At 42.0% G+C, this 17,715-nt stretch carries 13 protein-coding genes; 7 read left to right on the top strand and 6 right to left on the bottom strand.

Features of this window, described 5'->3' with window-relative positions:
* Positions 1–79: 79 nt before the first annotated feature.
* Both Q0R88_RS02010 and Q0R88_RS02015 read right to left on the bottom strand, forming a co-directional pair.
* On the bottom strand, positions 80–889 hold the full coding sequence (locus Q0R88_RS02010) for a tRNA pseudouridine synthase A (protein ID WP_295711668.1): 810 nt from the start codon (positions 887–889) through the stop codon (positions 80–82).
* A 105-nt stretch (positions 890–994) separates the two neighbouring features.
* Positions 995–1,219, bottom strand: a complete 225-nt coding sequence (locus tag Q0R88_RS02015; RefSeq protein ID WP_091142315.1) for a CDGSH iron-sulfur domain-containing protein — start codon at positions 1,217–1,219, stop codon at positions 995–997.
* 267 nt (positions 1,220–1,486) lie between these two features.
* Between Q0R88_RS02015 and Q0R88_RS02020 the strand changes: the two genes are divergently transcribed.
* The 3 genes from Q0R88_RS02020 (at position 1,487) to Q0R88_RS02030 (ending at position 5,836) form a co-directional block, all read left to right on the top strand.
* The gene (locus Q0R88_RS02020; protein WP_295711669.1) at positions 1,487–2,518 is read left to right on the top strand and encodes an aldo/keto reductase; all 1,032 of its coding nucleotides are present in this window, start codon (positions 1,487–1,489) and stop codon (positions 2,516–2,518) included.
* 405 nt (positions 2,519–2,923) lie between these two features.
* Positions 2,924–4,255 (top strand): Gfo/Idh/MocA family oxidoreductase, encoded by a 1,332-nt coding sequence (locus Q0R88_RS02025; protein ID WP_295711670.1) that lies wholly within the window; start codon positions 2,924–2,926, stop codon positions 4,253–4,255.
* A 225-nt stretch (positions 4,256–4,480) separates the two neighbouring features.
* Positions 4,481–5,836, top strand: a complete 1,356-nt coding sequence (locus Q0R88_RS02030; protein WP_295711671.1) for a DUF1080 domain-containing protein — start codon at positions 4,481–4,483, stop codon at positions 5,834–5,836.
* 99 nt (positions 5,837–5,935) lie between these two features.
* Here Q0R88_RS02030 and Q0R88_RS02035 read toward each other — a convergent pair whose 3' ends face one another.
* The 4 genes from Q0R88_RS02035 to Q0R88_RS02050 all read right to left on the bottom strand — a co-directional run bounded on the left by Q0R88_RS02035 (position 5,936) and on the right by Q0R88_RS02050 (position 11,462).
* On the bottom strand, positions 5,936–6,964 hold the full coding sequence (locus tag Q0R88_RS02035) for a winged helix-turn-helix domain-containing protein (RefSeq protein WP_366086602.1): 1,029 nt from the start codon (positions 6,962–6,964) through the stop codon (positions 5,936–5,938).
* A 342-nt stretch (positions 6,965–7,306) separates the two neighbouring features.
* On the bottom strand, positions 7,307–8,317 hold the full coding sequence (locus Q0R88_RS02040; RefSeq protein ID WP_295711672.1) for a cytochrome d ubiquinol oxidase subunit II: 1,011 nt from the start codon (positions 8,315–8,317) through the stop codon (positions 7,307–7,309).
* 12 nt (positions 8,318–8,329) lie between these two features.
* Positions 8,330–9,637 carry a cytochrome ubiquinol oxidase subunit I gene (locus Q0R88_RS02045; RefSeq protein ID WP_295711674.1) on the bottom strand — a complete coding sequence of 436 codons (1,308 nt, stop codon included), beginning with the start codon at positions 9,635–9,637 and terminating at the stop codon, positions 8,330–8,332.
* 787 nt (positions 9,638–10,424) lie between these two features.
* Entirely contained in the window at positions 10,425–11,462 is a 1,038-nt protein-coding gene (locus Q0R88_RS02050) for a LacI family DNA-binding transcriptional regulator (protein ID WP_295711676.1), read from the bottom strand.
* Between the two features lie 131 nt (positions 11,463–11,593).
* Between Q0R88_RS02050 and Q0R88_RS02055 the strand changes: the two genes are divergently transcribed.
* The 4 genes from Q0R88_RS02055 (at position 11,594) to uxuA (ending at position 17,712) form a co-directional block, all read left to right on the top strand.
* The gene (locus Q0R88_RS02055; RefSeq protein ID WP_295711678.1) at positions 11,594–13,084 is read left to right on the top strand and encodes an FGGY family carbohydrate kinase; all 1,491 of its coding nucleotides are present in this window, start codon (positions 11,594–11,596) and stop codon (positions 13,082–13,084) included.
* Between the two features lie 119 nt (positions 13,085–13,203).
* The gene (gene xylA / locus Q0R88_RS02060; RefSeq protein ID WP_295711680.1) at positions 13,204–14,532 is read left to right on the top strand and encodes a xylose isomerase; all 1,329 of its coding nucleotides are present in this window, start codon (positions 13,204–13,206) and stop codon (positions 14,530–14,532) included.
* Between the two features lie 46 nt (positions 14,533–14,578).
* Complete coding sequence (locus Q0R88_RS02065) at positions 14,579–16,285, top strand: sodium/sugar symporter (protein ID WP_295711682.1); 1,707 nt, start codon at positions 14,579–14,581, stop codon at positions 16,283–16,285.
* Between the two features lie 227 nt (positions 16,286–16,512).
* A complete protein-coding gene (gene uxuA, locus Q0R88_RS02070) occupies positions 16,513–17,712 on the top strand; it encodes a mannonate dehydratase (RefSeq protein ID WP_295712049.1) in 1,200 nt (399 codons plus the stop codon).
* Positions 17,713–17,715 lie beyond the last annotated feature (3 nt).

The following is a 17,715-nucleotide window of genomic DNA, read 5'->3' on the forward strand; positions in this document are numbered from 1 at the left end:
TACCTAAAATACTGCTCATATCCATTATGAGAGTCAATAAATTAGAATCGGTAGACAAGATAGGCGTAATTTATCAGCATTAAAGTGATTGCCAAACCGTATCATCGTCCCTTTGCAGCAGGCCCGAAAATGTTGGCCTGGCCGGGATATCAAGGTAAGGATAAGTTATTTTTGAGAGGTATAAACCTTGCGGATAGGCGGGTATAATGATTTTTGGTGTTTGCCCGCTGATGAGGTGACCCTCAAATTCATCAACAGTCATCTGGCCGCGGCCAATTTCTAACAAGCGGCCAACAATTATCCTGATCATCTTACTTAAAAACCGATTGGCAGAAATATGGAAACGCAGCCTGTCGCCTGTTTTATCAACGTATAGCGCAGCCGAGCTCACATGGCAAATAGTATGATCAATCCTGTTGGGCATTTTGCAGAAGGCACGGTAATCATTGTAAAGCGGTAACAGTGCAACCGCCTTTTTAATTTCATCAATGTGGAGGCTTGTTTCGGGGTATAAAGCGCTGAAACCACTTAAAAAAGGGTCTTTATAGGTGTGTATGAAATAATCATAGGAGCGCTGTACAGCATCAAAACGGGCGTGGGGCAGACCCTGCATTGGTATAATATCAAATACCGCGATATCATCAGGTAATATTTTATTCAGCCTGAAGAAGAGGTCGAAATCCCATTCCTGCTCAATATCAACATGAAAAAAAAACTGGCTGGCATGTACCTGGGCATCTGTACGACCACAACCGTTAACCGCAACCACGGTTTTTAAAAGCTGGCTTAATGCAGTTTCAAAAATATCCTGCACGCTTGCAACACCTGCATGTTTTTGCCAGCCGCTATACCGCGTGCCATGATAACCTATATGGAAAAAATACCGCATCTTCTTTTGCCAAAAATCCACAAAAAATGTGGTAAAAATATTCTAAAAGTAAAGGCCCGCGGTATTTAACTGCGGGCCTTTATAAATATGGTAATAAACCGTTATTTAAACTTTTTTAGGAGGAAGGTCAAATGCAATTGCATTATGCTCGAAATGACCTTTGTGCGATCCATCACAAAACGGTTTGTTTGCTGATAGGCCGCAACGACAAACAGAAAGCACAGTTCTGCCTTGTAAGCCGTAGTTATTACCCTGCATATCTACAATTTCAAAATCGCCTTCAATTTTTACAGATCCGTTGTTATTAATAGTAAGTTTAGTTGTTGCCATTCGTTAAAATTTTGGTGCAAAGGTAACCAATGAAAGGGCGTCTATGAAGCCTATTTGCTATTTAGAAGTGTTCCTGATTGGATTGGAAATAGAATCGAGAGTCAAGAATCAAGAATTAAGACGGTTGGCGTTTTTTTCTTGTTACGGCTACCTAACTAAACTACAAATGACAAAATGATGATGTATAGAACCCGCTCTTCGCAAACATAAGTTTTAGCTTTGTTATGTACCTACATCATGTAATTAATTACATTAAAAAATACCACAATGGAATACAGACAATTAGGAGCATCGGGTTTGAGAGTGCCCGTGTTAAGTTTTGGCACTGCCACTTTTGGCGGTGGAAATGAGTTTTTTAAAGCCTGGGGTAATACGCAGGTTGATGAAGCTAAAAAGCTCATCAATTTATGCCTTGATGCCGGCGTTAACTTTTTTGATACCGCGAATGTGTACTCAAGGGGCACCTCTGAAGAAATATTGGGTAAGGCTTTAGATGGATTGCGCAATGATGTGCTTATTAGTACCAAGGCAACCTTTAGCATGGGCGATGGCGCTAATGACTATGGCTCATCTCGTTTTCATTTGATCAGGCAGGCCGAGGATAGCTTACGCCGCCTGCAAACAGATCATATTGATATATACCATATGCATGGCTTTGATGCTACAACGCCGGTTCAGGAAACCCTGCGTGCCTTGGACGACCTGGTAACCAGCGGTAAAGTACGGTACATTGCCTGTTCCAATTTTTCGGGCTGGCATTTAATGAAGTCGCTGTCTGTATCTGAGCGTTATGGCTGGAGCAGGTATGTGGCTAACCAGGCCTATTACTCGCTGTTGAATCGTGAATTTGAATGGGAGCTGATACCTTTAGCTATTGATCAAAATGTTAGTACCATAGTTTGGAGTCCTTTAGCATCTGGTCAGTTGAGCGGCAAGTTCAGAAGAGGGCAGCCTATACCAGAAAATTCAAGAACGGTACAAGGCGGTGCGCATGGCCCGGCCACCAACTTTGATCATTTATACAACATTGTTGATGCTTTGGACGAGGTAGCGCAGGAAACTGGTAAATCTGTTGCACAGGTGTCAATCAATTGGTTATTACAAAGGCCAACAGTCGCCAACATCATCATAGGCGCCCGCAACGAGGAGCAGCTTAAACAAAACCTTGATGCCGTTGGCTGGAACTTAACTGTAGACCAGGTTAAAAAACTGGATGCTGCCAGTGAGGTTGCGCCAATTTATCCATATTGGCACCAGCGCCAGGATACCAAATTGGTACCGCTGCCAATACAATATTAAACCATATTAAGTGAAATACCTTAGCAATAGGTTTTAAATCTATCGCTAAGGTATCTATCGGGGTTCATTATTGTTTACGTAAAATTACGTCTCATCAATCCCCAAATTCCGTATTAATACTATTTTTTTGGTAGTGGAAATTAACTACTTTTATAATGAAAACGGTTAGTATTAAGGTCTGCTTAAATTCCTAAACCTTATCATTTTAAACAAGCCTACTTGCTGAGGCTTGTTTTTTAGAAATAAACAATCGCGATAATTATACTCCATAATTAAAGTAACAGTTAAATTACAATGGCTGTTAAAAAAAAACTCCTATTTTTTTTCAGGCTTTACAAAACTTAGCTAATTTGCCGCCCCTGCCCGCCGGGCAATGTGTTATAAACCAATTAACCCATTTTAGCTATGCTTAACCGTAGACAGTTCATTCAAACTACATCAGTTGCCGGAACCAGTTTCCTGCTTGGAACCCAGGTATCAAAGGCCGCCTCATTTTTTAAGGGATCGCCTAATGAAAAAGTAGTTTTAGGTATGATGGGAACCAATAGTCGTGGCCTTTACCTGGCCCAGAACTATGCTAAAATCCCCAATGTAGAGATAGGGTATATTTGTGATGTAGATTCAAAGGTGGTGGATAAAACTATCGACGAGATCTTTAAAATAACAGGTAAAAGACCTAAAGGCATTACTGACATCCGCAAGATGCTCGAGATAAAAGCCATTGACGCCGTGGTTGTTGCCCCGCCCGATCACTGGCACGCCCCTGCAACTATTATGGCCTGCCAGGCCGGTAAGCATGTATACGTAGAAAAACCCTGCAGTCATAATCCACATGAAGGCGAAATGGCTGTTGAAGCAGCAAAAAAGTATAATCGTTTGGTGCAAATGGGCAGTCAAAGACGCTCATTCTCTAATGTGCAGGCAATGGTTAAGGAATTGCATGATGGCGTTATCGGCAGAACTTATTATGCAAAAGGATGGTATACCAACCATCGTTTAAGCATTGGTCATGGCAAGCAGGTGCCTGTGCCCGCTAATCTTAATTATGATTTATGGCAGGGCCCGGCACCGAGGAAACCATACCAGGATAACCTTATCCATTATAACTGGCACTGGTTCTGGAACTGGGGAACCGGCGAGGCTCTTAACAACGGTACCCATGAGCTTGACGTGATCCGTTGGGGATTGGGTGTTGATTATCCTAATAAAGTAGTATCAACCGGTGGTCGTTTCCACTTTAATGATGACTGGCAAACGCCGGATACTCAAAATATCCTTTACAACTTCCCCAATAATACTGCCGCCGAATGGGAAAGTAGGAGCAGTAACGGCTTTAACATTGAACAATTGGGCCGCGGCGTAATATTTTATGGGGATAAAGGAACCTTATTTTATGGTAGCGGCAACGGTTACCAGGTTTATGATGGCGATAACAAATTGGTAAAGGAAATTAAAGATGATACCAAAGTGGATGCCACCAACAAAGTAAGCCCTACCGAGGCGTTGGATGGTTTTCATATGAAAAACTTTATTGATGGGGTTAGGGGAGTAGCACCACTGAATTGCCCTATCGAAATCGGCTTTAAATCAACCCTGCTGCCGCAATTAGGGAATATATCCTACCGCGTAGACAGAGTACTGCACATTGATCCTACCAATGGCCATATCCTGAATGATCCCGAAGCTGAAAAGCTTTGGAGCCGGGAATATGAAAAGGGCTGGGAAGTGAAGGTGTAAAGAATAAATCCTTTGTCATCCTGAGTGATAGCGAAGGATTTAATCGGAGACTTTACAGGGCGAAGAAGCATGGCGAATAATAGATCCTTCACTATGTTCAGGATGACAAAACGTTCCTCTACACCATGTCATTGCGAGGAACGAACCAATCGCGAACTTGTAAGGTTCGCGATTGCCACACACGCAATTACATAATTTATGAATTTTGAACAATAAAACCATACTATGAAAAAATACATCTATCCAATAATTCTCTTATTAGCCACGGCCTCGCTAACCCAGGCTCAAATAAAAATATTTGATGGTAAAACGCTCAAAGGCTGGAAACGCCTTGCCGGTACCGCCGACTATAATGTAGAAGATGGGGTCATTGTAGGCACTACCGTTTTAAACTCTGGCAACACCTTTTTAGTTACCGAAAAGGAATATGGCGATTTTATTTTAGAGCTTGACGCGAAAATTGAAAGCAAGCTAAGTAACTCGGGAGTACAAACCCGCAGCCATTACAATCCTGCCGGGCATGATGGTAAAGGCCTGGTTTATGGCCGCCAGTTTGAAATTGATCCGTCTGATCGTAAATGGACGGGCGGTATTTATGATGAGGGCAGGCGTGACTGGCTCTATCCTTTGGATTTAAACGCAGCCGCAAAAGATGCCTTTAAAGTTGGAGAATACAATCATATCCGTATAGAATGTATTGGCAACGAAATGAAAACATGGGTAAACGGCATTCCAACTGCTGATGTGGTAGATACCATTGATACAAAGGGTTTTATTGCCTTACAGGTACACGCTGTAACTGATCAAAAACAAGCAGGCAAAAAAGTGTACTTCAAAAACTTTAACCTGCAAACTGTCAATTTAAAATCAAAACCCTTCCCTAAAGATGTTTACGTGGTAAATCTGCAGCCTAATAGCATCACGCCCGCCGAGAAGGCCGCCGGATGGAAGTTGCTTTACGATGGGAAAAACAATACAGGCTGGCATGGGGCAACCCTTAAAAGCTTTCCTGATCATGGTTGGGAGGTAGCTAATGGCACCATGCATGTGCTGCCTTCTGCAGGTAAGGAAGAATCTGGTGGTGGCGATATAGTTACCAATGATAATTACAGTGCTTTTGATCTGTCGTTTGAGTTTAAGCTGACACCTGGCGCCAACAGTGGTGTTAAATATTTTGTTACGCTTAGCGAAGTTACCACGGGATCGGCCATAGGCCTGGAATACCAGGTGTTGGATGATAAACTGCACCCCGATGCAAAACTTGGCCGGGATGGCGACAGAACTTTAGCCTCGCTATATGACCTCATAAAGGCCAACAAACAGGAGCGTTTTGTTCATCCTATTGGCGCCTGGAATACCGGCAGGGTAGTTGTTTATCCAAACAACCATGTAGAACACTACCTGAATGGTGTTAAAGTACTGGAATATGAGCGTGGTTCAAAAGCCTACAAAGACCTGGTAGCCATGAGTAAATATACCATCTGGAAAAACTTTGGCGAAGCCCCTCAGGGACACCTGTTATTGCAGGATCATGGTAACGAGGTGTTTTTTAGAAGTATAAAGGTTAAAGAGTTGAAATAGGAGCCCCACCCAACCCTCCCCTTCAGGGGAGGGTTTTTTAACTAAAGTTATATATCTTTTTTTAAATCCCCTCCTAAAAGGGGATACTTAAAGGGGCTTCTACAATGAACTCCTCAGCGTTACATTAAATGGCACGGCAAAATGTCCATGACAATTGCTTAATGCATACTCGGCGGTTTTGCTGCCCATGAGCTTAAAATCGGTAGATATGGTGGTAATGCCATCAAGTATGATCTCCTTAAGTGCAGTTTCATTATAAGATATTACCCCTACATCCCTGGCTACCTTGAGATCAGCCGCAATGATCTTTTTGATAAGGACAACCAGGTCATCTTCCATTAAGCTGATATAAACTGTATTCATCTTAATGGTTTCAGAAGCTAAAGAATCAACCACTTCATAATCAAAGGCATATTGGCGGCAAAAATTAAGAAAGCCTTTCAATATCTCTTTGGAATGATATGTTTTGCCTGGGAATATGAGTTTAATGGTGTGGTATTTGGTAAGCTTATCCAGTAGTTTTTTTAGCGCTTCATAAACATCTGATGCGAAATTCTCATAAATGGCCGCGAATTTTCCGCCTACACCAGGTACCAGGTTATCAAGCAATATCAGTTTATCTTTTGGGATGGTATTGATAATTTCGTGAGCCTTGGTTTCATTATCCAAAAAGTGTGGTATAATGATGTATTTGGCATAGTCGCTTTGGAAACTCTCGGCAATTATCTTTTTAAAAAAGTAGAAGTCGTTGTTATAAATATAAAAATCAATTGTTGCCAGCTCACCAATGGTAGCAACAAAGGCATCATATATTATCTTCTTGTGAGCGCTTAGCTTATTGAAAAGTAAAAATATTTTTAACGGTTTCTGAAAATCGGTATTCGAGATAAAAAAACCTTTTCCCGGTACCGAGCTTACAATGCCCTTATCTTTCAATTCCCTATAAACCCGCTCAATGGTATTGCGCGAAGTATCCAGCGCAAAGCTGAGGTCATTGATAGATGGCAGCATATCATCTTTTACAATATCACCATTTTCAATTGCCCTGATAATAGCATTTGATAATTGAAGGTATTTTGGCGTAATGGAATACTCATCAATGGATAATATTTTCAGGTAATTTTTCACACTTATATAATTGGGCCTGGCACAAATGTAATATTCCGCATTTATATTTTTAATTTAAAAAGATAGTAAAGGATGGTTGATGACGGCGTGTTTTTACGTTGAAGGAACCAATTATTTCTTTGCCTGGTTTTCTCTTCCGGATCAGCGTAAAAAACAAAAACTAAATTAAACTGCATATGGGATCCATGCCTGGAGCTGTACCCCGGTTTATTTTATAACGAAGTATCCCGGGATATTTCAGCAATAGTTTTTGTCTGAACCGGAATTTACCGAATTAAAGAATTTGCAGAATTTTAGAATTTTAATAATTCAACTAATTCGGTTAATTCCGGTTCTGACAATTTACCTATCCTTCCTTTGAAAGCTGTAATACAAATACCCCAATGCAGGCAGTATAAACATACTTCCAATCACCAAACCGATGCCAAGATCATCAACGGTATTAACATTGGCATGATCGGTTAATAGCGACATGGAGCTGCCGCCTTTAAAGATCACAAAGCGGGGGAAACGGCTTGCCCCAACCGAGATCAGGATCATGCTTACCTGGAATGCTGCTAATACCCTGATCCATTGACGGTTCTTTTTGTCGGATATGATAAACCAAAGTAATACCAACGATAGGATAGCTGCTATTACAGCTGTCAGGCCTATCGGATTGCCAAAAATCCACTTTGATAAGCCCACATGCTCAATATCCGAGGCTATGAAAACTAGTCCGCCGCAAATGGCGGCAACAATGTTTGATACTTTTGCCTTTTTGATATAGCGTTTAATGTCATCAACATTATCTGTTTCGCCTACTATATAAATAGCCGCAAGGAAGCCGCAAAGCGCCACGGTGAAAAATCCAACGGCTACAGAAAACCAGTTTAACCAACTAAAAATATAAGCATGCACAAAATCTTTTGCTGTGGGATCAATTTGTCCTGATAGCGCGCTGCCGGCAATAATGCCCAAAAACAGGGGTGTAACAAAGCTGGAATAAACAAACATGTGGTTATAAAATCCCTGTGTTTTTTCGTCCTTAATAGCATCGTAATTGCGGAAGGTAAATGCGGTACCGCGGGCAATGATCCCTAATAACAATATCAACAATGGGATATGCAGATAAGTGCACATTTCACTGTAAATATCCGGGAATCCCACAAAAAGAATTACCACGGTAATGATAAGCCACATGTGATTGGCCTCCCATATAGGGCCAATGGCCTGGTACATGGTTTTACGGGTTCGGTGTTTATTATCGGTTGAAGTAAAAAGTTCGATAATGCCCGCACCAAAATCTGCTCCCCCTAATAGGAAGTACAGGGTAATTGAGGCAAATAAAAAAAGGATAACAACGTATAACATAATATCGGCGGGTTAACGGTCGTACAATTCAGGCACCATTTGGATCTGTCTTTTCAGCAGGAAAATAACAAATAAGCTTAGGGTAAAGTAAATAAAGGTGAACAGGTAAAAAGTATACTGGATGCCCGGCATTTTGGTTACTGCATCGCTGGTGCGCATTACACCCTGGATGATCCATGGCTGTCTGCCAACTTCTGTAACTGTCCATCCAGCCTCAAGGGCAATAAAGCCCAATGGGGTGGCAACGATAAATAGTTTAAGGAACCAACCTTTGTTGAACCAATCTCTTTTTTTCCAAAGGGCAATAAAATATAGTATGCCGATAAACATCATCAGCGTACCAATACCAACCATAATTTGAAAAGCATAATGCGCGATGGCAACGGGAGGCTGATCTTTTACCGGGATCTTATCCAGCGCATTTACGGATGTTTTAAAATTATCATGAACCAGAAAGCTCAGCAAACCCGGAATCTCCAGGCCATAATTTACTTTTTTGGCCGCGGTATCCGGTATGCCACCAATAACAAGGGGAGCATACTCCTGGGTATGAAAGTAGGCCTCCATTGCGGCAAGTTTAGCGGGTTGCCTTTTTGCTGCCCCTTTTGCAGAAATATCGCCGCTAAACGGTTGTAAAATAGCTGCTGCCGCGCCAAATATGATGGCTATTTTAAATGATTTGGTATGAAAAGCAACGTTTTTTTTCCTGTAGATCATCAGCGCGTGGATCCCCGCTACCGCGAAACCAGTGGCCGAAAACGCGGCAATGGTCATGTGCAATGATTCAGAAAACCAGGCTTCGTTAAACATAGCCTTTAATGGATCAATGTTGAGGTATTTACCGTTCACATAATCAAACCCGGATGGACTGTTCATCCATGCGTTGGCCGATACCACTAAAATTCCCGAAGCTATCCCACTTATACCTACCACTACTCCAGTAACCCAATGGAACCAGGTGTTAAGTCTGTTCCATCCGTATAGGAAAAATCCAAGGGCAATGGCTTCAATAAAAAACGCCGTGCCTTCCAAAGAAAATGGCATCCCGAAAATAGGACCGGCATGCTTCATAAACGAAGGCCAAAGTAAACCAAGTTCAAATGAAAGCATAGTGCCGGATACTGCACCTGTAGCAAAAAATATGGCTACACCCTTACTCCAGGCAATGGTAACATTTTTGTAAACAGGGTCTTTAGTTTTTATCCACTTGTAATGCGATATGGCCATAAAAACAGGCATAACCATACCGATGCAGGAGTAGATGATATGAAAACCTAATGATAAGGCCATTTGCGACCTTGCTGCGATAAAATCATCCATAGTCGTGATATAAATTATGGTTGAAAGTTAAAAGCTATATCGCACAAATGTAACAGAAATGTTAATTGATATTGAATATGAATTAGCGGTTTTTTATTGTAACGTATTGTATTAGTGGATAGAATTTAGTAAAAGTGACAGGGGAAAGCGGGGCATTCTCCCCTTGAGGGGGCTGTGGTACTTGTTATTTGGCGGATACAGTGGAGAACAGATCCCGCCATATGGCAATGCAATGCGCCCTTTCCCGGGCTATTGTGTGGACACCCAAAAAATGCAGCTTGCACCGTTAGGTGCTACCTGTTATTTGGCGGATATAGTGGAGAACAGATCCCGCCGTATGGCAATGCAATGCGCCCTTTCCCAGGCTATTGTGTGGATACCAAAAAAGTGCAGCTTGCACCATTAGGTGCTACCTGTTTGTAGAAAAATATGCCATAAACCTTTGCCTCGTAGAGGCTACCTTTTAAAAAGGTTATTTACTTTGTCGATTTAGGGTAGCACCTACGGCGCACGTTTTCCTTTGTTAATTATTTTCTACAAACAGGTAGCACCTAACGGTGCATATACACGGCGCACGTCCGTCTTTTTTTATTTATTTCTACAAAGAGGTAACTCCTGACGGAGTATATATACTTGTGTATACACGGTTTCAAACTTGGCAGAAGAACAAAAACGAATCCCAGACTTACGAAGTTTTTAAAACTTCGTAAGTCTTTCGCCGCTTGTCATTTTCACCTTTAAAGTTTTCCGAATTTTATCAAGGAAATGACAACGTTTTAAAATAACCCTAAACTTTAGCATTCCTCGCAGTTGATCCCCTAATGATCAATTCTGGTTTTATACTGATGATCTTTGGTTTAGCTGTGGTATCGGTATTGCCCTTTTCCTGGAAGTACAGGTTGGCAACGGTATTGCCCATATAAACGCTAAACTGATCTATGGTGGTAATGGACGGACTGGTGATCTCAGAAAAACTTTCATTGGCATAGCCGCAAACACCCAATTCAGCTGGTACTTTAATTTTCATGTCATTGGCTACTTCCAAAACACCCAGGGCCGAGAAATCAGATGTGGAGGCAAATATGGCATCAGGAGGCTGTGGGAGTGTGAGCAGTTTGCGGGTTCCTTCGGCACCAAGTTCTTTTGTCCAGGCGTTTTCAACTATCAGCTCATCAATAACAGGGATATTATAATCTTTTAAGGCGCGTAAATAACCCACCTTACGTTGTTTAAAAATGCTCAGATTTTGTGGGCCTTCGAGCAGCGCTATACGCTTATAGCCACTTTCAATCAGGTGCGATACGGCTTCGTACGATGCCTGCTCATTATCGTTGATAACCTTAAGCGTTTCCAGTTCTTCGGCCACACGGTCAAACTGGATAAGCTGGATGCCGTGGTCTATTACATTTTGAAGATGCTGGTAATCATTTCCATCGGCCGATACGGATATCACAATACAATCCACATCCTGGTTTATTAAAGTGTTTACGCATTGGATCTCCTTATCATGCAACTCGCCGGATTGGCAGATAATTAAGTTATACCCCTTTTGATAAGTAGCTTCTTCAATACCTGCTATCACATTCGCGAAAAAATTCTGATTAATTCGTGGTACCACTACACCAATGGTTTTGGAATGTCCTTTACGCAGGTTGGAGGCCAGTATATTGCGCTTGTAGTTTAACTCATCGGCAGTTTTGATGATGAGCTCTTTGGTTTTTTCGTTCACCTGGTTGCTGTTGTTCAGCGCTCTTGATACCGAAGAAGCAGTTATGCCCAGCTTGGCGGCAATGTCATAAATGGTAGTGCGTTTTACTTTTTTCATTATAAAGTGCAAGTTGGAAAAAAAAATTTACGCAATCGATTGCAATTTCAAATATTTCTTTAATTTCGTGGCGTTAAGTTACCAAAAAATAAACCTGTTTTAATGTTCATGTTAATAACCCAGAAAAAGCTATGTTGTTATTAGGGATCGATATAGGTACCTCGTCTGTTAAAGTTAGCGTTGTTGATGCTGCTACGCAACAAACTGTTGCCTCGGCACAATACCCGGATGAGGAATCGCCAATAAAAGCTGTACACCCCGGTTGGGCCGAACAATCGCCGCTCATGTGGTGGGAGCAAGCTCAAAAAGCTTTAGAAATATGCCATGCTAAAAATACTTACCATTCGCAGGACATAGCTGCTATAGGTATTGCTTACCAAATGCACGGTTTGGTTTTGGTTGATAAAGACCAGAACGTTTTACGCGATAGTATTATATGGTGCGATAGCCGCGCCGTAGAAATTGGCGATAAAGCGTTTGCATCCATTGGCGAAGAAAAATGTTTGTCGCACTTGTTAAATTCCCCCGGAAACTTTACAGCCTCTAAACTGGCCTGGGTAAAGGAAAACGAGCCCGCTATTTATGAAAAAATAGATAAGATCATGCTGCCTGGTGATTATGTCGCCATGAAACTAACCGGCGATATCACTACGTCTGTTTCGGCATTGTCCGAAGGGGTTTTCTTTGATTTTGTGACCAACAGCATATCTAAAGATGTGATCAATTACTTTGGCTTTGATGAAAGTTTGTTCCCGGTAATAAACCCGGTATTTTCATCACACGGAACCTTACTTGCTTCGGTTGCCGAAAAGCTAAAACTAAAAGCTGGTATCCCTGTAACTTATAAATCAGGCGACCAGCCCAATAATGCCCTTTCATTAAATGTATTGAACCCCGGTGAAGTAGCAGCAACCGCCGGCACATCGGGAGTGATATATGGGGTGAGTGATCAATTGGCTTATGATCAGCAATCGCGCATCAATACTTTTGCGCACGTAAATTACACTGAGGAAGAAAAACGTTTGGGTGTATTATTATGTATCAATGGCACCGGCAGCCTGTACCGTTGGGCAAAATATAATTTCGGTGCGGGTTTAAGCTATACCCAGTTAAACAACGAAGCTAAAAAAGCACCCTTAGGGAGCGAAGGCTTGCGTGTGCTACCTTTTGGTAATGGAGCCGAGCGGATGTTAAACAACAAGCAGGTGGGCGCCCATTTTCAAAATATCGACCTTAACCTGCATGCCCAGGCTCATATTTTCAGGGCGGTACAGGAGGGCATTGCCTGTGCGTTCCGTTATGGGTTTGATATCATGCGTAGTAACGGCATGAATCCTACAGTTATCCGTGCGGGTAAAAGCAATTTGTTTTTAAGCGAACTATTTACCGAAACTTTTGTAAACGCCACAGGTGTACCTGTTGAATTATATAATAACGATGGCAGCGTTGGTGCTGCCTTAGGCGCTGGAATAGGAGCAGGCATTTTTAAATCGCCGGCAGAGGCTTTCAGTAATACTAAGGCCATTCAGTTAATAGAGCCCCATGCAACCCAACAATTTGAACCGGTTTACCAGGAATGGAAAGAACTTTTGGATGTTAGGTTAAAGGCGGTGAGAGATTAAGGGTAGAGGTGAAAGGTCAAAGGCGAAAGGTTAGAGGGCCGGAGGCAAAAGGTCAAGGGCCAAAGGTTAAAAAGGGAAAATCAATAATTCATTAAATCAGTAAATCAATAATTAAAAATATGAGTATTATCACCGGAGAAAAAGAATTCTTTAAAGGAATAGGCGAGGTTAAATTTGAAGGCCTCGAATCAGACAATCCATTAGCGTTTCGTTGGTACGATGCTAACAGGGTAGTAGCAGGCAAAACTATGGCCGAGCATTTACGCTTTGCATGTTCTTACTGGCATTCATTTAACGGTAATGGTGCCGATCCGTTTGGCGGCCCCACCCACATTTTTGCATGGGACGAAAAAGCCGATGCTGTTGAACGTGCCAAAGACAAAATGGACGCGGCATTTGAGTTCATCACCAAAATGAACATGCCTTACTACTGTTTCCACGATGTAGATGTTGTTGATTATACCAATGATGTTAACGAAAACGACAGACGCTTACAGGCATTGGTTGAATACGCTAAACAAAAACAAGCCGAAAGTGGCGTAAAATTGCTTTGGGGAACGTCAAATCTGTTTAGTCACCGCAGGTATATGAACGGTGCTGCTACCAATCCCGATTTTCATGTACTGGCCCATGCAGGTGCCCAGGTGAAAGCGGCTATTGATGCAACTATTGCTTTGGGTGGCGAAAACTATGTATTCTGGGGAGGCCGTGAGGGATACATGAGCCTGTTGAATACGGATATGAAACGCGAGCAGGAACACCTTGCTAAGTTTTTACATACCGCTAAAGATTATGCCCGCAAACAAGGCTTTAAAGGTAATTTCTTCATCGAGCCAAAACCTTGCGAGCCTACCAAGCACCAGTATGATTATGATGCAGCTACCGTATTTGGCTTTTTGCAGAAGTACGACCTGTTGAACGACTTTAAACTTAACCTGGAAGTGAACCACGCTACTTTAGCTGGCCATACTTTCCAACATGAGTTGCAGGTTGCAGCCGATTCTGGTTTATTAGGTTCGATAGATGCCAACAGAGGCGATACGCAGAACGGCTGGGATACAGATCAGTTCCCGAATGATATAAATGAGATCACCGAATCGATGATGATCATATTGGAGGCAGGCGGCTTACAGGGTGGTGGTATTAATTTTGATGCCAAAATCCGTCGTAACTCAACCGATCCAGCCGACTTGTTCTACGCTCACGTTGGTGGTATGGATATTTTTGCCCGTGCTTTGGTTATTGCTGATAGCATCCTGCAGAAATCAGATTACAAAAAGATCCGTACTGACAGATATGCATCATTTGATGCCGGTTCTGGAAAAGATTTTGAAGAAGGCAAGCTTTCATTAGAAGATTTGCGTACCTATGCAATTACCAATGGCGAACCTAAAACGCTAAGTGGTAAACAAGAATATTTAGAAAATTTGATAAATCGCTATATATAGCTTATAATTGTCAATCTAACATTATTAAAACCAATTTAACCAACCAATGAACCTGAAAACCCTCTCAATCGGCGATTATGCTGTTTTTTTAATCTACTTTGTTATAGTTTCCAGCTATGGCTGGTGGGTATACAAGCGTAAGCATAACGCAGACGCGACCTCCAAAGACTACTTTTTGGCCGAAGGGTCGCTTACGTGGTGGGCAATCGGTGCTTCATTGATCGCATCCAATATATCTGCAGAGCAGTTTATTGGTACCAGCGGATCGGCATTTAAGATGGGCTTAGCCATATCAACTTACGAGTGGATGGCGGCCATTACATTGATCATTGTGGCTGTATTTTTTATCCCGGTGTATCTTAAAAACAAGATCTTCACCATGCCGCAATTTTTGCACCAGCGCTATAATGGCACGGTAGCTATGATCATGGCCATCTTTTGGCTGTTGTTGTACATTGTGGTTAACTTAATGTCAATCCTTTATCTTGGTGCATTGGCTATCAGCGGTATATCAGGATTGGATATTCACTTGTGTATCTGGTTATTGGCTGCATTCTCTGTTTTTATAACCCTGGGTGGGATGAAGGTAATCGGTTATACCGATGTTATACAGGTTGCTGTGCTTATATTAGGTGGTTTAATGGCTACTTACCTTGCATTAACGCTATTAAGCGAAAAAGAAGGCACTACAGGCTTATTGAATGGTTTCAAAATCCTGCATACCGAAGCTAAAGATCACTTCCACATGATATTCAAGAAAGATAATCCAAACTATATGGATCTTCCGGGTTTATCGGTACTAATAGGTGGTATGTGGATCACAAACCTTAACTACTGGGGTTGTAATCAATATATCACGCAGAGGGCGTTGGGTGCAAACCTTAAAACTGCCCGCGGTGGTATCCTGTTTGCGGCTTTCCTTAAATTGCTGATGCCGGTTATTGTAGTACTTCCGGGTATTGCTGCTTACTTGCTTTATCAAAAAGGTATGTTCCACCAGGAAATGATGAGTTCATCGGGTGTTATGGATCCTAATAAGGCCTATCCATCGTTATTGAACTTGTTGCCAACCGGGTTGAAGGGACTTTCATTTGCCGCTTTAACAGCTGCAATTGTAGCTTCACTGGCAGGTAAGGCAAATAGTATCGCTACTATTTTTACGTTGGATATCTACAAAAAAGCCATTAACCCAGGTGCTACCGATAAAAAATTGGTGAATTTAGGTAAATGGTCTGTTGTGGTAGCTATGGTATTGGGTATCATTTTATCCGAGCTTATTGGCAAGGCATTAATGGGAGAGGGCAAGCAAGGTTTCCAATATATACAGGAATATACAGGTTTTGTATCTCCGGGTATATTTGCCATGTTCATCCTTGGTTTCTTCTGGAAAAAAGCAACTTCAAACGCGGCCATGTTTGCTACCATCGGTGGTTTCATCATGTCGTGCTTCTTTAAATTGTTACCTCGCTTTGCCGATCTGAGCTTCCTGTCGCCATATGGCTTCTCGAAACTGGCTTTACAGGATGATAAGGTTACCCAGCTTTATGAGATCCCTTTCCTTGATCGTATGGGCTTTGTATTCATCATTTGCGTTGTTGGTATGTACATCATATCAAAAATTGACCAGGCAAGAGGTATTACCACTAACGGATTGGAAATTGATGCATCTATGTTTAAAACCTCAAAAGGATTTTTGGCTGGCGCGTTGATTATAACAGGAATAGTTGTAGCGCTTTATTCTGTTTTCTGGTAGCAGATAGCTTTGTTTAAATATTAAAAGAGCGGCGGGTTAATTTCCTGCCGCTCTTTTTTTATGAATGAAAATTTCTCTAAAACTCGTTATGATATGTGCCGCCAGTTTATCACTGCTGTTACTTTCGCATTTCACGCAATCGTTATCGTAGATTGTTTCAAATAAGGCTTCCATCCTAAAATAATGATGTGTAATTTGCCCCTTACAAACTACAATACCATTAACCTATAGTGAATAATTTAGAACAAACATTTAGATGGTTTGGCCCCGCCGATCCGGTTACACTTACAGCAATCTCCCAATGCGGAGCTACAGGCATCGTTACTGCACTTTATCATATTCCGGTAGGTGAGGTGTGGGAATTGGATGAAATCATCCAACGAAAAAAATTGATTGAAGAGGCCGGACTGCGCTGGTCGGTTGTGGAGAGTGTAAACATCCATGAAAGCATTAAAACTGCCGGTGCAGACCGAGACAAGTACATTGAAAACTACATCAGTACGCTTCAAAATTTGGCAAAGGCTGGTATTGAAATTGTATGTTACAATTTTATGCCTGTTTTGGATTGGACCCGTACCGATCTTGATTACCTGTTACCTAACCAGGCAACTGCTTTAAGGTATGATGCAAAAGCACTTGCCGCCTTTGATCTGTACATCTTGGAGCGCAATGGCGCCCGGGATGATTATAGCAGCGCGCAGCAGCAAATTGCCAAACAATATCTTGACGGCATTACAGCTGATGAAAAAGCACAGCTCATCAACAACCTGATGGCCGGCCTTCCGGGTACCAATAAAACATTATCCATTGCCGAATTTAAGGAGCATTTGCAACGTTATGCCAATGTTGATGCAACAGGATTAAAGGAAAATCTCGCCTACTTTTTAAGAGGCATTATTCCGGCTGCAGAACAGGCTGGAGTTAAAATGTGTATTCACCCCGATGATCCTCCTTTCCCGATATTAGGTTTGCCAAGGGTGGTCTCTACCGAGCAAGATCTGGCGGATGTTGTAAACTTTTGCCCTTCACCAAGCAATGGTTTAACTTTTTGCAGCGGCTCGCTGGGAGCCCGGGCTGATAATGATTTGCCCGGTATTGTGGAAAGATTAGGAGAACACATTCATTTTCTGCACCTGCGCAATGTACAGCGAGAGGCCGATGGCAGCTTTTATGAGGCAGAGCATTTGGGAGGAAGCACTGATATGTATGCGGTAATGAAGAACATTGTTCTGGAGCAACAAAAAAGAGAAAAGGACGGTCGCGAAGATATTGCTATACCTATGCGCCCTGATCATGGGCATAAATTGCTGGATGATTTTAATTACAAAACCTACCATGGATATTCGGCAATAGGCAGGTTAAAGGGTTTGGCCGAATTACGAGGTTTGGAAATGGGTGTTAAACGGTCTTTACTTGATAAGGCATAAAAT

Source organism: Mucilaginibacter sp. (genome assembly GCF_025362475.1).
Lineage (GTDB): Bacteria > Bacteroidota > Bacteroidia > Sphingobacteriales > Sphingobacteriaceae > Mucilaginibacter.

Coding starts and splice junctions, on each gene's coding strand:
- Q0R88_RS02050 (WP_295711676.1), bottom strand. CDS start 11,462: ATGAAAAAAGTAAAACGCACTACCATTTATGACATTGCCGCCAAGCTG.
- Q0R88_RS02055 (WP_295711678.1), top strand. CDS start 11,594: ATGTTGTTATTAGGGATCGATATAGGTACCTCGTCTGTTAAAGTTAGC.
- Q0R88_RS02030 (WP_295711671.1), top strand. CDS start 4,481: ATGAAAAAATACATCTATCCAATAATTCTCTTATTAGCCACGGCCTCG.
- Q0R88_RS02045 (WP_295711674.1), bottom strand. CDS start 9,637: ATGGATGATTTTATCGCAGCAAGGTCGCAAATGGCCTTATCATTAGGT.
- Q0R88_RS02025 (WP_295711670.1), top strand. CDS start 2,924: ATGCTTAACCGTAGACAGTTCATTCAAACTACATCAGTTGCCGGAACC.
- Q0R88_RS02015 (WP_091142315.1), bottom strand. CDS start 1,219: ATGGCAACAACTAAACTTACTATTAATAACAACGGATCTGTAAAAATT.
- Q0R88_RS02065 (WP_295711682.1), top strand. CDS start 14,579: ATGAACCTGAAAACCCTCTCAATCGGCGATTATGCTGTTTTTTTAATC.
- xylA (WP_295711680.1), top strand. CDS start 13,204: ATGAGTATTATCACCGGAGAAAAAGAATTCTTTAAAGGAATAGGCGAG.
- Q0R88_RS02040 (WP_295711672.1), bottom strand. CDS start 8,317: ATGTTATACGTTGTTATCCTTTTTTTATTTGCCTCAATTACCCTGTAC.
- Q0R88_RS02010 (WP_295711668.1), bottom strand. CDS start 889: ATGCGGTATTTTTTCCATATAGGTTATCATGGCACGCGGTATAGCGGC.
- Q0R88_RS02020 (WP_295711669.1), top strand. CDS start 1,487: ATGGAATACAGACAATTAGGAGCATCGGGTTTGAGAGTGCCCGTGTTA.